Origin of the sequence: Motilibacter aurantiacus (genome assembly GCF_011250645.1) — a bacterium.
In the GTDB taxonomy this organism is placed as follows: Bacteria; Actinomycetota; Actinomycetes; order Motilibacterales; family Motilibacteraceae; genus Motilibacter_A; species Motilibacter_A aurantiacus.
In genome coordinates this window covers 274-18,995 of sequence record NZ_JAANNO010000013.1, presented here as the reverse complement: position 1 = coordinate 18,995, position 18,722 = coordinate 274, and the positions used below count along the sequence as shown (strand labels likewise).

General features: G+C 72.7%; 22 protein-coding genes. 2 read left to right on the top strand and 20 right to left on the bottom strand.

Annotated elements, in window-relative coordinates:
- The 3 genes from G9H72_RS17765 to G9H72_RS22610 all read right to left on the bottom strand — a co-directional run.
- Window positions 1-975: OmpA/MotB family protein (locus G9H72_RS17765; protein WP_166173582.1), on the bottom strand; the 975-nt coding region annotated here is incomplete at its 3' end.
- A 3-nt stretch (window positions 976-978) separates the two neighbouring features.
- Complete coding sequence (locus G9H72_RS17760) at window positions 979-1,755, bottom strand: flagellar motor protein (protein WP_166173580.1); 777 nt, start codon at window positions 1,753-1,755, stop codon at window positions 979-981.
- Between the two features lie 2 nt (window positions 1,756-1,757).
- On the bottom strand, window positions 1,758-2,045 hold the full coding sequence (locus tag G9H72_RS22610; protein ID WP_166173578.1) for a flagellar FlbD family protein: 288 nt from the start codon (window positions 2,043-2,045) through the stop codon (window positions 1,758-1,760).
- A gap of 305 nt (window positions 2,046-2,350) precedes the next feature.
- Here G9H72_RS22610 and G9H72_RS17750 point away from each other — a divergent pair, with 305 nt between their 5' ends.
- The gene (locus G9H72_RS17750; protein ID WP_166173575.1) at window positions 2,351-2,764 is read left to right on the top strand and encodes an ATP-binding protein; all 414 of its coding nucleotides are present in this window, start codon (window positions 2,351-2,353) and stop codon (window positions 2,762-2,764) included.
- Between the two features lie 340 nt (window positions 2,765-3,104).
- Here the strand turns inward: G9H72_RS17750 and G9H72_RS17745 are convergent, their stop codons facing one another.
- From G9H72_RS17745 to G9H72_RS22605, 5 genes are all read right to left on the bottom strand, one after another.
- Complete coding sequence (locus tag G9H72_RS17745) at window positions 3,105-3,722, bottom strand: sugar O-acetyltransferase (RefSeq protein ID WP_231127371.1); 618 nt, start codon at window positions 3,720-3,722, stop codon at window positions 3,105-3,107.
- Between the two features lie 177 nt (window positions 3,723-3,899).
- Complete coding sequence (locus G9H72_RS17740) at window positions 3,900-5,135, bottom strand: flagellar hook protein FlgE (protein WP_166173573.1); 1,236 nt, start codon at window positions 5,133-5,135, stop codon at window positions 3,900-3,902.
- A 63-nt stretch (window positions 5,136-5,198) separates the two neighbouring features.
- Entirely contained in the window at window positions 5,199-5,636 is a 438-nt protein-coding gene (locus G9H72_RS17735; RefSeq protein ID WP_166173571.1) for a flagellar hook capping FlgD N-terminal domain-containing protein, read from the bottom strand.
- Window positions 5,637-5,648: 12 nt separating this feature from the next.
- Window positions 5,649-6,917, bottom strand: coding sequence for a flagellar hook-length control protein FliK (locus G9H72_RS17730; protein WP_231127393.1), 1,269 nt, complete (start codon window positions 6,915-6,917; stop codon window positions 5,649-5,651).
- 5 nt (window positions 6,918-6,922) lie between these two features.
- Entirely contained in the window at window positions 6,923-7,987 is a 1,065-nt protein-coding gene (locus G9H72_RS22605) for an NlpC/P60 family protein (RefSeq protein WP_166173567.1), read from the bottom strand.
- A 135-nt stretch (window positions 7,988-8,122) separates the two neighbouring features.
- Here G9H72_RS22605 and G9H72_RS17720 point away from each other — a divergent pair, with 135 nt between their 5' ends.
- Window positions 8,123-8,818, top strand: coding sequence for an NADPH-dependent F420 reductase (locus G9H72_RS17720; RefSeq protein ID WP_166173565.1), 696 nt, complete (start codon window positions 8,123-8,125; stop codon window positions 8,816-8,818).
- A 68-nt stretch (window positions 8,819-8,886) separates the two neighbouring features.
- Here G9H72_RS17720 and G9H72_RS17715 read toward each other — a convergent pair whose 3' ends face one another.
- The 12 genes from G9H72_RS17715 to fliD all read right to left on the bottom strand — a co-directional run bounded on the left by G9H72_RS17715 (window position 8,887) and on the right by fliD (window position 18,491).
- Entirely contained in the window at window positions 8,887-9,321 is a 435-nt protein-coding gene (locus tag G9H72_RS17715; protein WP_166173563.1) for a hypothetical protein, read from the bottom strand.
- 7 nt (window positions 9,322-9,328) lie between these two features.
- Window positions 9,329-10,630, bottom strand: coding sequence for a FliI/YscN family ATPase (locus G9H72_RS17710; protein ID WP_166173734.1), 1,302 nt, complete (start codon window positions 10,628-10,630; stop codon window positions 9,329-9,331).
- 68 nt (window positions 10,631-10,698) lie between these two features.
- Window positions 10,699-11,409 (bottom strand): FliH/SctL family protein, encoded by a 711-nt coding sequence (locus G9H72_RS17705; protein WP_166173561.1) that lies wholly within the window; start codon window positions 11,407-11,409, stop codon window positions 10,699-10,701.
- Complete coding sequence (gene fliG / locus G9H72_RS17700) at window positions 11,393-12,409, bottom strand: flagellar motor switch protein FliG (protein WP_166173559.1); 1,017 nt, start codon at window positions 12,407-12,409, stop codon at window positions 11,393-11,395. The genes G9H72_RS17705 and fliG overlap by 17 nt, the downstream gene beginning before the upstream one ends.
- Window positions 12,410-12,411: 2 nt before the next feature.
- Window positions 12,412-14,031, bottom strand: a complete 1,620-nt coding sequence (gene fliF / locus G9H72_RS17695) for a flagellar basal-body MS-ring/collar protein FliF (protein WP_166173557.1) — start codon at window positions 14,029-14,031, stop codon at window positions 12,412-12,414.
- Window positions 14,031-14,378: a flagellar hook-basal body complex protein FliE gene (fliE, locus tag G9H72_RS17690; protein ID WP_166173555.1), complete on the bottom strand. Its 348-nt coding sequence runs from the start codon at window positions 14,376-14,378 to the stop codon at window positions 14,031-14,033. The genes fliF and fliE overlap by 1 nt, the downstream gene beginning before the upstream one ends.
- A gap of 2 nt (window positions 14,379-14,380) precedes the next feature.
- Window positions 14,381-14,785 (bottom strand): flagellar basal body rod protein FlgC, encoded by a 405-nt coding sequence (locus tag G9H72_RS17685; protein ID WP_166173553.1) that lies wholly within the window; start codon window positions 14,783-14,785, stop codon window positions 14,381-14,383.
- A gap of 2 nt (window positions 14,786-14,787) precedes the next feature.
- On the bottom strand, window positions 14,788-15,144 hold the full coding sequence (locus tag G9H72_RS17680) for a flagellar basal body rod protein FlgB (protein ID WP_166173551.1): 357 nt from the start codon (window positions 15,142-15,144) through the stop codon (window positions 14,788-14,790).
- A 214-nt stretch (window positions 15,145-15,358) separates the two neighbouring features.
- Window positions 15,359-16,375: a glycosyltransferase gene (locus tag G9H72_RS17675; protein ID WP_166173549.1), complete on the bottom strand. Its 1,017-nt coding sequence runs from the start codon at window positions 16,373-16,375 to the stop codon at window positions 15,359-15,361.
- Complete coding sequence (locus tag G9H72_RS17670; protein WP_166173547.1) at window positions 16,369-16,722, bottom strand: hypothetical protein; 354 nt, start codon at window positions 16,720-16,722, stop codon at window positions 16,369-16,371. The genes G9H72_RS17675 and G9H72_RS17670 overlap by 7 nt, the downstream gene beginning before the upstream one ends.
- The gene (gene fliS / locus G9H72_RS17665) at window positions 16,719-17,123 is read right to left on the bottom strand and encodes a flagellar export chaperone FliS (protein WP_166173545.1); all 405 of its coding nucleotides are present in this window, start codon (window positions 17,121-17,123) and stop codon (window positions 16,719-16,721) included. Before fliS ends, G9H72_RS17670 begins: the two co-directional genes overlap by 4 nt.
- Window positions 17,124-17,189: 66 nt before the next feature.
- Window positions 17,190-18,491: a flagellar filament capping protein FliD gene (gene fliD, locus G9H72_RS17660; protein ID WP_166173543.1), complete on the bottom strand. Its 1,302-nt coding sequence runs from the start codon at window positions 18,489-18,491 to the stop codon at window positions 17,190-17,192.
- Between the last annotated feature and the right edge of the window lie 231 nt (window positions 18,492-18,722).

Genomic DNA, 18,722 nt, shown 5'->3' with positions numbered 1-18,722 from the left:
GGCGTGCGAGTCCGTGGACTCCGTGGCGTGCGAGTCCGTGGCGTGCGAGTCCGTGGACTCGGCGGCCGCCTCCGCGTCCCCGGCCTCGGCCGCGGCGATCTCGGACTCCGAAGCCTTCTCGACGTTGGTCGCGCTCGGCTTGAGCGCGTCGGCCAGGATCACGATCTCGACGCGCCGGTTGAGCGTGTCGGCCCGCGGGTTGACCCTCGGGTCGTAGAGCGGCTGGGTGTCGGCCAGGCCGGCGGCTTCCATCCGCTTCCACGGGACGCCCTCGTGGCTGCCCAGGTAGGTCACGACCTCGCTGGCGCGCGCGGTGGAGAGGAACCACTCGTTCTTCCACCCCTTCGGCCGGGCCTTGACCGTGTTGGTGTGCCCCTCGACCACCAGCGGGTTCTCGACCGTCTTGAGCACCGGGGCCACCGTCTCGAGGACGGCGCGGCCACCGGCGGCGAGGTCTGCGCTGGAGGGCTCGAAGATCACCCGGTTGGTCACGATGCTGACCACGAGCCCGCGCTCGTTGATGCGGGTCTTGACCGTGTCGGTCAGGCCGCGCTTGCTCAGCTCGGAGTCGATCTTCTTCTCGAGCTCCTCGAGCTTCTTCGCCTCGGCCGCCGCCTTGGCCACCTGCTCGCTGCGCAGCTTGCGCTCCGCAGCCGACAGGGCCTCCGCGGAGACCTGGCCGGCGGCCTGGGGGGTGATGTTCTCGAGCGCGTCGGTCTTGATCGGGTCCGTGGCCGGGTCGTCCAGGGCGCCGTTGCTGCCCTCGATGACCGAGACCTCGGCCCCGAAGCCCTTCTTCAGCTCCTCGAACTTCTTCTTGTCGACCTGGCTGATGGCGAAGAGCACCACGAAGAGCACGAACAGCAGGGTCAGCATGTCCGCGTAGCTGACCAGCCACCGCTCGTGGTTCTCGTGCTCCTCCTCCTCGTGCGGTTTTGGGCGGCGTCCCTTGCCGTGCCCCCCGTGCGCGCTCATCGGTTAGGCCGCCTTCTTCTCGTCCTGGGCCGCGCCGCCGTCGGGAAGCAGTGCCTTGAGCTTCTGCGCGACCACGCGGGGGTTCGAGCCGGCCTGGATCGCGAGGATGCCTTCGACGACGACCTCCATCTGCTCGGCCTCCATCTCGGTGAGACGGGCGATGCGCTTGGCGATGGGGAACCACATGACGTTGGCGGTGAGCACGCCCCAGAGCGTGGCGAGGAAGGCCGCGGCGATGGAGTGGCCGAGCGTCTCCGGCTTGTCGAGGTTCTCCAGCACGTGGACGAGGCCCATGACCGTGCCGATGATGCCGACGGTCGGCGCGTAGGCGCCGGCGTCGGTGAACCACTTCACCGAGGGCTTGGTCGACTTCTTCTTCGCCTGGATCTCGGCCTCGAGGATCTCCCGCAGCTCGTCCGGGTCGGTGCCGTCGATCGCGAGCTGCAGGCCCTTCTGCAGGAACGGGTCGTCGATCGTCTTCGCGGCGTCCTCGAGAGCCAGCAGGCCCTCACGACGGGCGCGCTCGGCCAGCTTGACGATGTCGTCGACGGCGGCGCCGGCGTCGCTCGCCTTGCCGGTGATCGCAGCGATCGCGTCCTTGAACGCCTTGATGGTGTCCTTGAGGACACCGCCGGCCAGACAGCCGCCGATCGTGCCACCGAAGACCAGGATGAGGGCAGGCGGGAAGATGAGCGCGGCCGGGTTGCCGCCCTCCATGATGTTGTTGACCAGGATCGCGGCGAAGGCCAACACGATCCCGACGATTGCAGCGATGTCCATGGTCACGCCTCCCTGATGGGCAGGGGGACCACGCGGCCGCGCTGCGGCCCCCGGTCGTCCGGTCCCTGCGATTGCTCGTGCTGCATCTCGGTCTCGAGGACCTGGGCACGGGCGATCACGGACGAGCGGAAGTCCGAGATGAGCGTGACCATCTCGAAGACCGACTCCGCGACGACGAACTTCTTGCCGTCGACCAGCGTGATCACCGTGTCCGGCGTGCTCTCCGCACGCTCGATGAGGTCGGGATTCAGCGCGAACGCGTGCCCGTTGAGCCGGGTCAGCACGATCATGCGGCCGCCCTCCCGTCCTGGATCGTTGGTCCCGAGGACCTGTCGAACGGCGCTCGGCGCCGTGCCGGCTTTCCGCCTGCTCTAACCGGATCGGCGCCCCGTGGCTCCCGCCTAAGCGCCGGAAACTGCGCCGATCAGGTGACCGGCGAACGAGGCGGCGCGCCGTCGCTCGGGCCGTCGGCGCCCCCGCCCGAAGTCCCGGGGCCCGGCGAACGGCGCGTCGAGAGGGTTTCGGCCGTGTGAAGGGGTTGGGTAAGAACCTTGCGTCCAGGCTCGTGGACGACCTCGAGAAGCGGGGAGAAGCCGTGTCCTACCAGCATGTCGTCGCTGCGCCGTTGACCGGGGAGCCGGCATCGGTGCGCGAGGCGCGCCGACTGCTGTCGCGGACGCTGGAGGGCTGGGGCGTCTCCGAGTCGGCGGACGCGGTGCTCCTGGCGGCCAGCGAGCTCGTCACCAACGCGATGCGCCACGGCCGTCCCCCGATGCGCGTCGCCGTCGCGCTCGGCGAGGACCACGTACGCGTCGGCGTGTCGGACAGCCTGCCCCAGTGCGTGGCCGCGGGCTCGGGCCCGGTCGACGAGGACGCCGAGAGCGGGCGCGGGCTGAACATCGTCGCCGCCCTCAGCAGCGACTGGGGCTGCTCGATCGGCAGCGGGCACAAAGAGGTGTGGTTCACGGTGGACGTGCCGCACCAGCAGCTGGAGCCTGCCGCCGGCTGAGGCTCGCCGCTCACGTGGTGAGCGGGATCACTCGCAGCGACCCCCGGCGGACGACCTCCGGCGAGGGGCACTTCCGCGGTGTCCTGACGCGGCGAACGTGCCCCTGGCACCGAGGAAGTGCGTCGGGCCGATGGCGGTGGCCACGAGCTCCCCCGGCCAGCGGCGACGACCCCCGTGGACGCGCAGCGCGCGCCACCCGAGTGACGCGCCGGGGTACCCCTACACGGCCGCTTCTCCCCGGGCGCCGGCCGCGCCAGCGTCCGGCCGAGGTCACCCAGCAATCAACGAAGCGCGATGCACACATCGTGTTTGCACAAAGCCAACTATGCCGAACAACGGATCAGATGTTCACCACCGCAGCACCGCCGGTGCGGATGGGGCGCGCCGGGTTGCCGGCCACGACTGCGCCGGGAGCCACGTCCTTCGTGACCACGGAGCCGGCACCGACCACGGCGGACTCCCCGATCGTCACGCCAGGGAGGACCACCACGCTGCCGCCGAGCCAGACGTTGTCCTCGATCCGGATGGGCAGCACCCGCTCGTAGCCCTGCCGGCGCAGCTCGGGGTCGAGCGGGTGGTTGGGGGTGTAGAGCCGAGCGCCCGGGCCGATGAGGACGTCGCTGCCGATCGTGATCTCACCACCGCCGAGCGCGAGGAAGTCGGCGTTGAGGAACGACCGGTCCCCGATGTGCAGCCGCGAGCCGTGGTCGGCGTAGAACGGCGGCCGGAACTGCACGTCCTCCCCCATCGTCCCGAGCAGGCCGCGCAGGAGCTCCAGCGCGTGGGCGGGGTCCTCGGCGTACGCGGCGTTGATCTCCCGGCAGCGGGCCTGCGTCCGCTCGGTCAGCGCGACGAGGTCGGGGCTGACCCGGTAGCGGTACCAGTCACCGGCGACCATCTTGTCGAACTCGGAGCGGTCGGGATCGGGCGTCGGGGCGGCGGGCGCTCGGCGGGACATCGACGAAGCGTACGAGACCGGGCGGGGTGCCCCCCGGACGGCCACAGCCTCGGCCCGCAGCCGACCGCGCGTGCAGCCGCGCGCGCCACCACCCGTCGGGCCGCACAATGCGTGACCACGGCCGAAGGCCCGGGCACCTCCACACGGGAGGCGTCCGGGCCTTCGGGCCGACGACTACTAGCGCTTGAGGTTGACCAGGTCGTTGAGGATCTCGTCGGAGGTCGTGATGACCTTCGAGTTCGCCTGGAAGCCGCGCTGGGCCACGATCAGGTTGGTGAACTCGGCGGCGAGGTCGACGTTGGACATCTCGAGGGTGTTGTTCTGCAGCGTGCCGCGGCCCGCGCTGCCGGCGACGCCCATGATCGGGTTGCCCGAGTTCACGCTGTTGCGGAACATCGAGCCGCCGACCTTCTCCAGGCCCGCGGGGTTGTTGAAGGAGGCGAGCGACAGCTGCGCGAGCGGCTGCTTGAGGCCGTTGCTGAAGACACCGACCAGGGTGCCGTCCGGCGAGATGGTGAAGGCCTGCAGCGAGCCCATGGCCGAGCCGTCCTGGGTGCCGGCGGCGAGGGTGTTCTCGCCACCGAACGAGCTCACGGTGCCCACGTCGATGGAGACCGGGCCCCAGGGCGCGGTGACGGTGAAGGCCTGGGTGGCGGGGGTGCCGGCGGGGGCCGGGGTGACGAGCCGGCCGTCGGTGTTGCTGAACTCGAGCGCGGCGGTGGAGGCGGCGGCCGCAGCCCCGTCGACCGTCGTGGTGAGGGTCCAGCGGTCGGTGGTGGCGGTGCCGGCGGCCTTGGTCAGCGTGTAGGCGAGGGTGTGCTCCTTGCCCTGCGCGTCGAACGTCTTGTAGGAGCCGTTGATCTGCGTGCCGACCGCGGCGCCCGCAGGCAGGTTGCCGCCGAGCGAGGCGGACGTGGTCGCCTTCGGGTCGAGCAGCGTGCCGGTCGGGAGCTGGATGTCGCCGATCGCGCCGTTGGTGTTGATCGCGCCGTCCTGCGCCGTCCACCCCTGGACCACGCCGCCGGAGTTCGTGACGAGGCGCCCGTCCTGGTCGAAGCTGAACGAGCCGTTGCGGGTGAAGAGCGTCTCGCCGCCGGTGCGCACGCCGAAGAAGCCGTCGCCCTGGATCATGATGTCGGTCGCGCGGCCGGTGGTCTGGGCCGACCCCTGGCCGAAGTTCGTGGCGATGCCGCCGAGCCGGACACCGAGGCCGACCTGGGCGGGGTTGGTGCCGCCGTTGCCGCCCTGCGGGGCGCCGGCGGCGCGGACCATCTGGCTCAGCGTGTCCTCGAAGACGGTGCTGGAGGACTTGAAGCCGGCGGTGTTGACGTTGGAGATGTTGTTGCCGGTGACGTCCATCATCGTCTGGTGCTGCTTCAGGCCGCTGATGCCGGAGAAGAGGGAACGGAGCACGGAGGTTCTCCAAGAAGTGGGGGGACGGAGGGAGTGCGCGGGAGGAGGGTCAGGTGCCGCGGGTCACGCCGCGGGCGTGGCCTTGACTTCCTTCACCGAGGTGAGTGGGACGCTCGCGTCCCCCACGCGGAGCACCGGTCCGTCGGTGCTCAGCTGTGCTGCGGTCACGACCCCTGAGACGTCCGTGCCGTCGGGGCCGGGGTAGGACACGGTCTTACCCACGAGGCTGCTCGCGCTGAGCAGCTGCTGCGAGGAGAGCAGCGCAGTCTGGCTATCGGCAAGACTGGTCAGCTTCTCAACAGACGTGAACTGGGCAGTTTGCGACATGAACTGCGAGCTGTCGACCGGGCTGTTGGGGTCCTGGTACTTCAGCTGCGCGACGAGCAGCTTGAGGAACGCGTCCTTGTCCAGCTCGTCGTTGGACTTCCTCGTCGTCTGCGGCGTCTGCTGGACACCGAGGACGTCGTTGATCGGGGTGTAGCCGGAGACTGCGTCAGGCATGGATGTCCTCTCTCAGACGCGCAGGTCGAGGGCGCGGCCGCCGGTCGGGCGCGTCGGTGCCGGTGCGCTCGGGATGTCGTTCGACCGGCCCTGGGCCTCACCTGAGCCGTAGGTCCCGGACGTGCGCCCTTCGAGGCGCTGCTGGGCCGCCTCGCGCCCGCGGGAGGACGACCCGCCGGGGCCGTCGCTGCCGACCTCGAGCGAGCCGGTCGACAGGCCCGCGTCGGCGAGGTCGCGCTTGAGGTCGGGCAGCGCGGCCTTGAGCGCCTCACGCCCGGCCTCGGTGCCGCCGGCCAGGTGCAGGTTGATCCGGCCGTCGCGCAGCTCGGCGATGACCTGGACCTGGCCGAGGTCGGCGGGGTGCAGCTGCAGCACCATGCGGTGCACCCCGTCCTGGGCGGTGGCCAGGCCCGCGACGTGCGTCGTGACCTGCGCGGCGACCGGCGGGTGGGCCGGCGCGGAATGCTGCGGGCGCTCCGGCGCGGCCGGCGCGGCGAGCGGGGAGCTGCCGGTCGTCGGCGCGACGGGCGCCGGGGCGCTGCTCGGCGGCGCCTCGGCCGTGGCGGCGGCGAGCGGCGGGGTGGTCGGCGCGCCGTCCTGAGGCGTGTCGCCGGAGGTGTCCGCCGACGCGTCGCCGGGGCCGCCCGCGAGGACGGGCATCCCGGCGGCGAGGGTCGCCGCCGTGTCGAGCACCGGCGCGGGCTGAGCGGGCGCGGCCGGGGCGACCTGGACGGTCAGCCCGGGGGCCGCCAGCACGCGCGCCGTCTCGGCGGCGGGCGTGGCGGGAGCGTTGTCGGCCGCGGTCCCGGCGAGCAGCGCGGGGTCGACCGTGGCGTCCGCGGCCAGGTCGGCCGCCGCGTCGACGGGCAGCTGGCCGGCGGCCGGGAGCACCGCGGCCGGGACGGCGCCGGAGGGAAGGCCCTCGATCGCGGGGCGGCCGATGAGGACCGCTGCCCCGGCACCGGGGACCCCGGCCGGCTGGCCGTCGGCGCCCTCGGCCCCGCCCTCGACCGGCGCCTGGCCCTGCTGGGCAGGGAGCGCGGCGAGCGCGGCGGCGACGACGGCGGCGAAGCCGCCCTCGGCAGCGACGGCCTCCTCGGCGGGCGCGCCCTCGGCGGCCTCGCCTCCCTTGGCCGCCCCCGCGGCGCCCCCGGACGCGGCCTTGCCGCCGCCCGTGGACGAGCCCGAGGCGCTCGTCCCGCCCCGGCCGCTGCCGGAGGTGCCGGGCCCGGCCGCCGGTGCCGCGGCGGGGGCCGCCGCCGGCATCGCCGCCATGGTCATGGTCGTCACAGCGTGACCTCCTGCATCGCGTCCTGGACCTTGCGCACGTAGGCCTTGGTCTCCGAGAACGGCGGCACCCCGCCGTACTTCTTCACGTTGCCCGGGCCGGCGTTGTAGGCGGCCAGGGCCAGATCGAGCGAGCCGTCGTAGTCCTCGAGGTAGCCGGCGAGGAGCTTGGCGGCGCCGCGGACCGCCTGCTGCGGGTCGAGCGGGTCGACCCCGAGCCCGGCGGCGGTGGCCGGCATGAGCTGCATGAGGCCTCTCGCGCCGGCCGGGCTCGTCGCGTCGCTGCGGAAGCTCGACTCGGTCTTGGCGACCGCCGCCAGCAGCGTCGGGGAGACGCCGGCGCGGGCGCCCTCGGTGCGGAAGATGTCGGCGTACGGCACGCCGCCCGTCCGCGCGGCAGGCTGGGCTTGTGCCGGTGGGGCCGGGGCTGCGGAGGCGTTCTCCGGCAGCACCCGGCGGATCACGGTCGGGGTCTCGTAGACGTCCTCGACGCGCACCTTCGTGCCGGTGCGGGGGGCGTGGACCATCTTGCCGCCGCCGGCGTAGATGCCGACGTGGCTGACCGGGGAGTTGAAGAAGAGCAGGTCGCCCGGCTTGGCCTGGGACAGCGACGCGATCTTCTCGCCGACCTTGGCCTGGTCGCGGCTGACCCGCGGCAGGTCCACGCCGAGCTGGCGGTAGACCAGTCCGGTCAGGCCGGAGCAGTCCAGGCCCTTGGACGGGTCGGTGCCGCCCCACACGTACGGGATCCCGAGGTACTTCTTCGACAGCTCGACCGCGTCGGCGCCCGAGTGCCCGGTCGAGGAGCCGGCGGCAGCCTCCGCGCCGCCCGTCCCCGCGGTGGAGGAGGCGGCGCTCGAGCCGGTGCTGGACACCGTGTCCGCGAGGGCCGTGGCGAAGCTGCTGCGCGTGACGGCCGAGCCGTTGGTCGAGGTGGTGTAGCCGGAGTTGACGACCGGGATCGAGGCGCCGCTGGGAGCCAGGGCCCCGAACCGGGACTGGATGGCGGCGATGCGGGCCTGGACCCCCGCGATGCCGGACGGGGCCACCGTGTCGATGCTCATTGCCCTGTGCGTCGGCGCGGGCAAGCTGGGACTTTAGGCCCGGATTCCGGGGCTGAGGACTAGATCGGGACCGTCGGCGGTTGCCTCCGGACAGGATGCGGGCCCAGCCCGCGGAGCACGCGACCAAGGAGCACCATGAAGATCGGGATCATCGGCGCGGGCAACATCGGCGGGGCGCTCGCGCGCCGGCTGACCAGGCTCGGGCACGAGGTGGCCATCGCGAACTCGCGCGGCCCGGAGACGCTGCAGGGCCTCGCGGCCGAGACCGGGGCGCGGCCGGTCCCGGTGACCGAGGCCGCCCGGGGCGCCGACGTCGTCGTCGTGACGATCCCGCAGAAGAACGTGCCCGACCTGCCGGCCGGTGTGCTCGACGGCGCGGCGCCGGACGCGGCGTTCGTCGACACCGGCAACTACTACCCGCGCCACCGGGACGGCCGGATCGAGCCGCTGGAGCAGGGCACGCCCGAGACCCGCTGGGTCGAGCAGCAGCTCGGCCGGCCGCTGGTCAAGGCGTTCAACAACATCTTCGCCCAGAGCCTGCAGGACAACGGGAAGCCGGCAGGCGAGCCGGGGCGGATCGCCCTGCCCGTCGCGGGCGACGACGCCGCCGCGAAGGCGAAGGTCATGGCGCTCGTGGACGAGCTCGGCTTCGACGCGGTGGACGCCGGCGGGCTGGACGACTCGTGGCGCCAGCAGCCGGGCACGCCGGTCTACACCAAGGACCACGACGTCGACGGCGTGCGCCGCGCGCTGGCCGAGGCGACCCGCGAGCGCACCGAGGAGTTCACCGCGACTGACGCCAGCCCGGGGACGTTCGAGAGCCCGGCCTGACCTCCCGCACCTGCGGACGAGGCCCGCACTCCGACCAGGAGTGCGGGCCTCGCCGTCTCCGCGACGGGCTACGAGCGGTCGTCGCCCCGGCGACGCTGCCAGGCGGCACCGGTCAGGTCGTCACGCTCGGCCTGCTCGGCCGCCATCGCCTCAGCGACGTACTCCTCGTGGTGACGCGTCACCACGCGCTCCACGCCCTCGGAGCGCCCGGCCGCGGACGACCAGTCGGCCAGCCGGAGCTCGACCCCGTGGTGGGCCTCCTGGGCCGCCCGCCTCATGAGCGCGGCCTCCACGGCCAGCGCGCGGGACGCGACCAGGCTGGCGACGAAGGCGCGCGAGTCCCCGTCCGCCGGGCGGGACCGGGCCAGGTCGCTCTCGCGGGCCGCGGCGACGTCGTCGGCCAGCGCTGCCTCGATCCTGGCCCGGGCGACCTCGGCCTTGGCGACGTCCTCCTGCAGTCGGCGGACGCGGAGCAGGGTCGCGAGCGGGGACCTGCGCTTCATGGGAGCCTCACATCCCCGCCGCGATGCGCTGGAGCATCTCGAACGACTCGGCGGCACTGGTCACGTCGCCGACCTCCTGGCGGAGGAAGGCGTTGATCGCGGGCATCATCGTGACGGCCCGGTCGACGTCGGGGTTGCTGCCGGCGGCGTACGCCCCGATCTCGATGAGGTCGCGGGCGTCGCGGTACGCGGCCATCAGCCGGCGCACCTCCGTGGCCGCGGCCTTCTGGCCGGGCGTGGTGACGGCGGAGGCGACACGGGAGATCGACTCGAGCACGTCGATCGACGGGAAGTGGCCGGCGGTGGCGAGCTTGCGCGTCAGCACGAGGTGGCCGTCGAGGATCGAGCGGGCGGCGTCCGCGATCGGCTCGTTGTGGTCGTCGCCGTCGACGAGGACGGTGTAGAGCCCGGTGATGGAGCCGTCGATCCCCGGCCCGGCGCGCTCGAGCAGGCGCGGGAGCAGCGAGAAGGTGCTCGGCGGGTAGCCCTTGGTCGTCGGGGGCTCGCCGGCCGACAGGCCGACCTCGCGCTGGGCCATCGCGACGCGGGTCAGCGAGTCCATCATGAGCACGACGTCGGCGCCCTGGTCGCGGAACCACTCGGCGATGCGGGTCGCGACGAAGGCCGCGCGCAGCCGGACCATCGGCGGCTCGTCCGACGTGGCGATGACGACGATGGAGCGGGCCAGGCCCTCCGGGCCGAGGTCGTGCTCGAGGAACTCGCGGACCTCCCGCCCTCGCTCGCCGACCAGCGCGACGACGTTGACCTGCGCCTCGGTGCCGCGCGCGATCATCGACATGAGCGTCGACTTGCCGACGCCGGAGCCGGCGAAGATGCCCATGCGCTGCCCGCGGCCGATGGCCGTCATCGTGTCGATGGCGCGGACGCCGAGCGAGACGGGCCGGTCGACCTTGGAGCGCAGCAGCGCGTTCGGGGGCGTGTTCTCGACCTCGACGTGCTCGAGCCCGGCGACCGACGGGCCGCCGTCCATCGGGCGACCCAGGCCGTCGAGGACGCGGCCGAGCAGCTCGGTGCCGACGGGGACCTGCAGCGGTGCGCCGGTGGCCTGCACCGCGGCGCCGACGCGTACGCCGGACAGGGCGCCGAGGGGGGTGCAGGACAGCCCGTCCTGGCGCAGGGCGACGACCTCGGCGTACAGCGGGGCCTTGCCGGGCTGGTCGATGGTGACGACCTCACCCACCGCGGCGTCGATCCCGGCGACCGTCAGGTCGAGGCCGACGACGCCGGTCACGCGGCCGCTCGTGGAAGGGGCGGCGGCGGCGAGGGCGCGGTCCAGGCCCGGCACCAGCGAGCGGGCCCGGCCCGGCACGAAGGGCGAGATCGGGGAGTGCTGGCGGGGGATGAGGGTCCCGACGGTCACGGGCGGAGGATCTCCTTGGCTCGGGCGAGGGCCGGCGCGATGCGCGCGTCGATGCTGGTGGCATCTGACTCGGCGTACGCGTCGCCCGACATGAGCCCGGCGTCCGGGACGATCGTGATCTCGCGGTCGGGGAAGGGCAGCGCCGCGCCCTCGAGCGTGGCGGCGTCCTCCGGGTTGAGCCACACGGTGACCGGGCGGCCGGCGGGGGCCAGCGCCAGCGCGCGGCGGACCGCGTCGAGGCCGGGCTCGGCGGTGGTGGCCAGCTCGCGCCCGACGATCGCCTCGGCGAGCGCGAACGCCGCCTCCGCGATCGCCTGGCCCGCCTCCTCGGCGGGGACGGCCGCGCGCCGCTCGAACTCGCTGGCAGCCTGCTCCAGCGCGCTGAACGCCCGGGCGAAGCGGGCCTCGCGGTCCGCGACCCGGCCGGCCTCGAGGGCCGCGGCGTGCGCGGCCTCGGCACGGACCTGGGCCATGGCGGCCTGGCTGCCGGCCGCCCAGCCCGCGGCGTACCCGGCGGAGCGGGCGGCCTCGCGGGCCTCGTCGGGCGACTGGCGGCGGACCGCCAGGGACTCGGTGAGCCGGGCGGACCGGACACCGGCGGCGGCGCCGCCCCGCAGCACGGCCAGGCCGGGCCGGGAGGCTGCCGGGCCGGCCGTACCGGCGCGGGCCGCGAGCCCTGCGGTGAAGCCGTCAGTCGACGAACTCATCGTCCGCCCCCCGTCGCACGGTGATCTGGCCGGACTCCTCGAGCTGGCGGATCGCCTGCACGACCTTGACCTGCGACTCCTCGACCTGCTTCAGCCGCACCGGGCCGAGCATCTCGATCTCGTCGGCGAGGTTCTCGGCCGCACGCTCGGAGAGGTTCTTCATGATCTTCATGCGGACCTCGTCGCGGACACCCTTGAGAGCGGTCGCGAGGTCGGAGGTCTCGACCTGGCGCAGGACCAGCTGGACGGCCTTGTCGTCGAGGCTGACGATGTCCTCGAACATGAACATCCGGCTGCGGACCTCTTCAGCCAGCTCGCGGTCGCGGCCCTCGAGCCCCTCGAGGATGAGGCGCTCGGTGGAGCGGTCCGCCCGGTTGATGATGTCGACCAGCGGCTGCAGGCCGCCGACGACGGACATCTCGGTCGGCTGGAGCACCGAGGAGAGCTTGCGCTCGAGCATCTGCTCGACCTGCTTGACGACCTCCGGGCTGGTGCGGTCCATGACCGCGATCCGGTGGGCCACGTCGGCCTGCAGCGTCGGGACGAGCCCTCCGAGCACGGTCGAGGCCTGGTCGGCGCTCATGTGGGCCAGCACCAGCGCGATCGTCTGCGGGTGCTCGTCCTGGAGGAACGAGAGCAGCTGGCGGGGGTCGGCCCGGTGGAGGAACTGGAACGGCATCTCCGCGAAGGCCGCGGACAGGCGGTGCATCAGCTCCGCGGCCTTCTCCTCGCCCATGCTCGCGGCGAGCAGCTCCTTGGCGAAGTCCATGCCGCCCTGACCCATGTACGTCTTGGCCTGGGCGATGCCGTGGAACTCGGTGAAGACCTGCAGCGCCGTCTCGGCGTCGACGTCGCGGAGCCGCATGATCTCGGCGGTGATCTCCTCGACCTCGCTCTCGCGCATCTCGGCGAGGACCTTCGCGGCGTGCTCGCGGCCCATGCCGACCAGGAGCACCGCGGTCTTGGTCAGACCGCTCAACTCGAGGGTGGCGACCGTCATTGTCAGGACCTCCGGTCCGCGAGCCAGCCGCGGAGCAGCTGGGCGACCTCGTCGGGCTGCTGCTCGACGAGCTCTCCGATGTCGTCACGCATGCGGGCCAGGTTCTCGGCGTCCGCGTTGGGCTCCGGGGCCGCCGGCAGCGCCGGGGCGTCCGTGCCGGCCTCGAGGGCCGCCCGGCGCTCCGCCTCGAGCTCGGCGTTGCGGCGCTCGAGCTCCTCCAGGCGGGCCAGCTCGATCTGGTCGAGCGGCGTGCGCTTCTGCTTGCGGGCCCGGCGGGCCTTGAGCCAGGTGAGGAGCAGGACCAGGAGCACGACCCCGGCGAGCACGCCGGTCTTGATGGTCTTGTCCATGGCGGCCTTCTTCTCGGCGGCCTGGGCGTCGGCGAGCTCCTTGGCCGCAGCGTCCTGGGCGCTGGAGTCGAACGGCATGCGGGCGACCTGGATCGTGTCGCCACGGGCTGCATCGACACCGGCGGCGGCCGACACGAGGCCCTGGATCTCGGCGGGGTCGACGGCGCCGGCGGTCACGTTGTCGAGCAGGACCGCGACGTTCATCTTCTTGACCGAGCCCGGAGCCGCGACGCGCTGCTCCGTGGTCTTGCCGACCGCGTAGTCCTTGGTCGAGCTGCCCTTCTTGTAGGTGCTGCCGGTGTTCTCGTCGCCGTTCGGGACGGCGATGTTGTCCGGGCCGAGGACGCCGGTCACGGCGGTGTTGTCGCCGGTGTAGTCCTCGGTCTCGGTGCTCTCGGAGAGCACCTCGGCACCGCGCGGCGGCGCGACGAACGTCTCGCTCTTGGTCTGGGTGGTGTCGTAGTCGAGGTCGGCGGTCACCCGCACCTCGCTGTGGCCCGCGCCGACGACCCGGTCGAGCATCGTCTGGACCGACTTGCTGATGCGGTCCTCGTACGCCTGGGTGGCCTCGTCACGGTCCGCGCCGGCACCGGCGCCGTTCGGGTCGTTGTTGCTGAGCAGCTTGCCGGTGGAGTCGGTGAGCGTGACGTCCTGCGGGGCCATCCCCTGCACGCTGGCCGAGACCAGGTTGATGACGGCGCGGACCTGCTGGCTGGTGAGCGTGGTGCCGGGCTGGGTCTGGACGAGGACGCTCGCGGTGGGCTTGCTCTCCTCGTCGGCGAAGACGTCCTTCTCGGGGAGCGCGAGGTGCACGACGGCGGTGTCGACGGTGTCGATCGCCTCGATCGTGTTCTTCAGCTCGCCCTCGAGCGCCCGCTGGTAGCCGACCTGCTGCTGGAACTGCGAGGCCGTGAGGCCCTGCTTGTCAAGGATCGAGTAGCCGCTTCCCTCGTTGGCCGGGAGCCCCTGGCCTGCCATGGTCAGCCGCAGGTCTGCGGCCTGCGCCTGCGGCACCAGGATCGTGGAGCCGCCGTCGGCCAGCTCGTACGGCGTGCCGCTCGCGGTCAGCTCCTCGACGATCGCGCTGGCGTCGGCCGAGGCGAGCCCGGTGAAGAGCGGCGCGTAGTTCGGCTTCGAGGACCAGGTGGTGAAGAAGTACCCGCCGATGAGGAGCGCCACGACCGCGATGATGCTCACGGCCTTCTGGCCGGGGGTGAAGGAGCGGAACGCGCGGAGCGGCTTCTCGACAAGACCCTTGACGTTCGTCGGCATCAGGCCTGCAACCTCATAATCTCTTGAAAGGCCGCTACGGCCTTGTCACGGACGGCGACGGTCAGCGAGGTGGCGAGCGACGCTTCGGTCGCCGCGATCGTGTAGTCGTGCAGGTCCTGCAGGTCACCGGTCGCCGCCTGGACGGCGAGCTGGTCGCTCTTGGACTGAGCGGCCTGCAGGCTCTCGATCCCGTTCGAGAGGGCCGTTGCGAACTCGCTCCCGACCCCCTGTGCAGGAGTTGTCGCCCAGTCGTCGTCCAGACCTGAGGCCTTCTGGACACCCGTTTGGGGGAAGATCCCGGAGGCGCCGAGCGCCCCTCCGATGCCCTCGATGGCGGAGATGCTCATGGTCAGCCCTTCCCGATCTGGATCGCCTGGCGGTAGGCCTCCTGGGCGCGCTCGACCGTGGCGAGGTTCGCCTGGTAGCCGCGCTGGGCCATGAGCATCTGCGTCATCTGGCTGCTGAGGTCGATGTCCGGCATGCGCACGTTGCCGTCGGCGTCGGCCAGCGGGTGGTCCGGGTCGTGGACGACCCGGCCCTCGCGGCTGCCGAGCGCGATGCCGCCGACCTGCACGCCGCCGGTGCCGTCGCCGTAGTTGCGCGCCTGCGCCAGCACGTACTTGGCCTGGAAGGCGTCCTCGCTGGTGCGCCGCGCCGTGTTCATGTTGGTGACGTTGTCGCTGACCGCGTCGAGCCACTTGCGGTAGACCGTCACGCCGCTGCCGGCGGTGTCGATGGCGTTGAAGAGGCCCATGGTCAGACACCCCCGCCGATCGAGGCCCTCAGCAGGTTGAACCGGTCGTTGACGGCCCGGGTCATGAGTGAGTACGCGAGCCCGGTCTCGGTGGCGGCCAACGTCTCCTGGTCGAGGTTGACGTTGTTGCCGTCCTCCCGCGTCGGCTCGAGCGAGCGCGCGATGGAGCCGCGGGCGCCGGCGATCTCGGAGGTGTCACCGGAGGCGACCGCGTCGCGTAGGGCGTCCTCGAACTGCACCTTCCCCGCCAGGAAATGGGGGGTCTGCACGTTCGAGATGTTGTCTGCGATGGCCCGCTCGCGCATCGAGAGCCCGTGCAGGGCACTGCGCAGCGTGACACTGGCGACGTCGTCGAACACGGCCGCTACTTCTCCTGAACTGTGGTGGAGCGGTCGCCGTTCCGTGGCGGTGAGGTGAGCAATCCGTGCTCGGTAGGTCTTTCGGCCCTCCTCCACGGGGCCTTGAGGCGGCGGGTCCACCCGAACGAGCGAAGCCGCGCACGGCGGTCCCGTGCGCGGCTTCTCGTCCTGCCGAGCCGCCCGGCGGACGGCCCGCGTGTCCCCTGCGGCCCGGTCAGCCGGCCGCCGGCACCAGCTGCCGGAGCAGGTGCTTGAGCTCGGCCAGGCCGGTTCCCGTGAAACGGCGCCCCCCGGTGTCCACCAGCTCGTCCACGCCCTCGATCAGGGCGAGGGCGGTGCGCACGTCCCCCAGCTGCGCCCGGGCCTGCGCCTCGAGCCAGTCGCAGTACGCCCGCGGCGCGCCGCCGTCCCGCAGCTGCCCCACCAGGACCAGCACGACGTCGTCGAGGCCGGCAGCGAGCAGCACCCGGGCCAGCGAGTCGGTGGCCTCGAGCGCGCGCCGGGTCCCCGGGAAGAGCGCACGGACAGCCTCGAACGCGTCCACGGCGTCCTGGGCCCGCCCGGCCTCGATGCAGCTGCGGCCGAGGTCGAGCAGGGTCTTGGCGACGAGCTCGGGCTCGGGGCCCGAGGACGCCGCCAGCCGGTCCAGCTCGGCCTGGGCCAGGGCCGCGTTCCGCTCGGACTTGCGCCGGCGGACCTGCGGCGTTGCGTACCCGTCGTGGGTGAGGCGCAGCACGCCTGCCGGGGCCGAGGCCAGCCGCAGCCCGCCCCCGCGTACGGGGGTCAGGTGCTCGTGCACCCGGCCCGTCCAGCACACCGCGCCCACGCGGAGCAGCCGCTCGTGCCGGTGGGTGTGCGTGCCGTCGTCGTGGACGTTCTCGATCTCGACGGTCAGACCGTCGGCCGTCGAGCCCGCCAGCAAGCCGGCGAGCGCGTCCGGGTCGGCCTCGACGCACTCGTCGGCGTCCAGGCTGAGCACCCAGTCGGCCGCGACGCCCGCGAGCGCGGCGTTGCGGGCCGCCGCGAAGTCCTCGGTCCAGGGACCGGTCGTGACGATCGCCCCGAGCTCGCCCGCGATGCGGACGGTCGCGTCGGAGGAGCCGGTGTCGTGCACGTGCACGGCGGTCAGCAGCCCGGCGCGGGCCAGCGGCTGCAGCGAGCCCAGGCAGCGGGCCAGGGTGTGCTCCTCGTCCCTGACGATGAGCACGGCCGCCAGCGTGGGCGTCAGCACGCCCGGTCCAGCAGCACCGGGCGCGCACGACCGGCCGTCCCCGTCTCGATCCGGCTGGCGAGGGTGGACTGCTTGCCGAGGTCACCCATGCGCCGGGTCATGCGGGCGGCGACGTCGAGCTGGCGGGCGTGGACGAGCCGTGCCCGCTCGATCAGGTCCGGCGGGATCGGGGGCAGCTCGGGCGGGGACCACGCGAGCGGCGCCGGCAGGTCCGCGGACTCGCTGCGCAGCATCGCCTCGGCCTGCTCGACCTGCAGCTCCAGCTCGGTGAGCGCGTCGACCCACGCGGTCGACCAGTCCCCCTCGGGCGCCGACCCGACGGGCTGCAGGTGGCGCTCCACGGTCATGCCGACGTCAGGACGGCGGCGGGGGCGGCGCTGGCGGCCTGGGCGGCGGCGGCGTGCCAGGCGGCGCGCAGCGGCTCGACCTGGGCACGGACCATCGCGATCCGGCGCGCGTCCCCGCGCACGTTCGCGCCCACGAGCTCGGTGATCCACCAGGCGTACAGCGATGCGAGGGCCGGGCCGCCCTGCCAGGCGTCGACCTTGAGCGTGTTCCGCAGCTCGCTGAGGATGTCCTGCGCGTGGGTGAGCGCGGTGTTGGCCGCGGACCGGTCGGCCTCGGCGAGCGCGGCCTCGGCACGCTGCAGGTCGAGGACGAGCCGGTCGTACAGCATCGTGAGCAGGCGAGCCGGGCTCGCCGTGCCGACGCTGTCCTGGGCGTAGCGGTTGCGGGCATTGGCGTACACGAAGCGGTTCCTGTCGTTCGAGGGGGCGGCCGCTGGTCAGGGGGAGGGCGGCCCGGGGACGGTGGCTTAGAGCGCCGCGAGCTGGCCCGCGAGCCAGTTGCTCTGGTCCCTGAGCTTGCCCAGGGCGACCTCGAGGCCGGAGTACTGCTTCTGCAGCGCCTCGCGGCGGGTGGCGAGCCGGTCGTCCCAGTCGCTGATCGCCGCGGTGTAGTCCTTGATCAGCCCGCGCCGGCTCTCGATCGTCTTGGTGATCTGGCCGTCGTACTTGTCGCCGAACTTGGTCGAGACCGACTCGAGCTTCGCGGCGAACCCGTCCGCCCCCAGCAGGCCCTTCTTGATGCCCTCGGGGTTGTCGGTGAGCGCCTTCTTGAAGGTCTCGGCGTTGTAGGTGAACTGCCCGTCGCGGTTGAGCTGGATCCCGAGCTTGCTGAGCGGGACGCCGCCGTTGGCCGAGATGGCGCCGGCGAGCGCCTGGGTGACCGAGCGCACGACGGACTCACCGGAGAGGACGCCGCCGGTCTTGGTGGTGGAGTCGTACGAGGACTTGGCCTGCGCCTCCTTGATCACCGCGTTCGCCGCGTCGATGAGGCCCTTCACGACGTCGCTGGTCGCGGCGTCGTCCTTGGCCACCTCGATCGTCACCGGGTCGGTGGTCTTGGCGGACACGGTGAAGGTGACGCCCGGGAGAGCGTCCTTGAAGGTGTTGGTGGCCGAGAGGATCGAGTAGCCCGCGTCGGTCGTGATCTTGGCATCGGTGCCTGCGATGGCGGGGGCACCCGTCATGCCGGCGATGCCGGCGACGGTGAAGCCGTTGGCGTCGCCGGTCTTGGTGGCGGCGAACTGGAGCTTGTAGTTGCCCGGGGAGACCTGGACCGCGGTCGCGCGCACGCCCAGCTCGTCGCTGCGGTCGTTGACCGCCGCGACGACCTCCTGGAGCGTCCCGCCCTTGACGTTGATGGCGATCGGGGTCGAGGACCCGTCCTTGGTGATCGACAGCGAGGTCGTGACCGGGTCGGTGAGCTTGGTGTAGGCACCGGAGCCGACCCGCACCTCGGCCTTGGCGAGGGTGTCGACCGTGAACGTGAGCGCCTGGGCCTGCGCGCCGGCCGTGGCGGTCGCGACGACGCTGGTCGCGGTCGAGGAGGCCTTGAACTTCTCCAGGCCGTCGGCCTTCTGCAGGTTCTTCGCCGCCGTCTGCAGGGCCGCGAGCTTCCCGTTGAGCGAGGTCAGGGCATCGACCTGCTTCTGGGTGTCGGACTGGCGGCTCTTGAGCTTGGTCTGGGTCGTCGCCTCGACCTGGATCAGCTGGTCGATGAGGGAGCTGGTGGACAGCCCACTGACCAGGCCGTCGACACTGGTGGTGGCCACGCCTGCTCCTTCCTTCGGGACGCGGCTCGGATGCCGCGTGAGTTCTCGCTCTGCTTGTCGGCGGGCCGGCGCCGGGCCTTGAGGCCCATAAGGGTTGGGCCTGCCGGTGGGGGCGCGACACTCCGGGGCCGCCAGGGCGAGCGCGACGGCCGGGAAGCGGCAGGGGGCGGGCTCCCGGACGGTGTTCCGCGGGAGCCCGCCCCCTGTCAGGACGAGCTGTGCTGCGCGCTG